The organism is Ruegeria spongiae, assembly GCF_023502395.1.
GTDB lineage: Bacteria > Pseudomonadota > Alphaproteobacteria > Rhodobacterales > Rhodobacteraceae > Ruegeria_C > Ruegeria_C spongiae.
The window spans coordinates 1-297 of sequence record NZ_JAMFMB010000113.1 but is presented as its reverse complement, the minus strand read 5'-3'; the positions used below and the strand labels follow the sequence as shown (position 1 = coordinate 297).

The window sequence follows — 297 nt, the reverse complement described above, 5'->3', positions numbered from 1 at the left end:
GCGCGCCACCCATTGGGGCGACATGTGGCATTACGCGCTGGCCCGGATGGTGGTTGCGGCGCGCGCCAACGGGTTGCGGCCCATCGATGGCCCGTTCGGAGATTTCCAGGACCCCGACGGCTATCGCGCCGCCGCCAAACGGGCCGCCGTGCTGGGCTGCGAGGGCAAATGGGCCATCCACCCCAGCCAGATCGCGCTGGCCAACGCGGTCATGTCCCCCAGCGAGGCCGAGGTGACCAAGGCGCAGCGCATCCTGGTCGCCATGGCCGATGCCGAGACCGCCGGCAAGGGCGCGGT

At 71.4% G+C, this 297-nt stretch carries 1 pseudogene; it reads left to right on the top strand.

What is annotated here, in order from left to right:
* A pseudogene (locus M3P21_RS22480) lies at positions 1–297 on the top strand (aldolase/citrate lyase family protein); the annotation flags it as partial.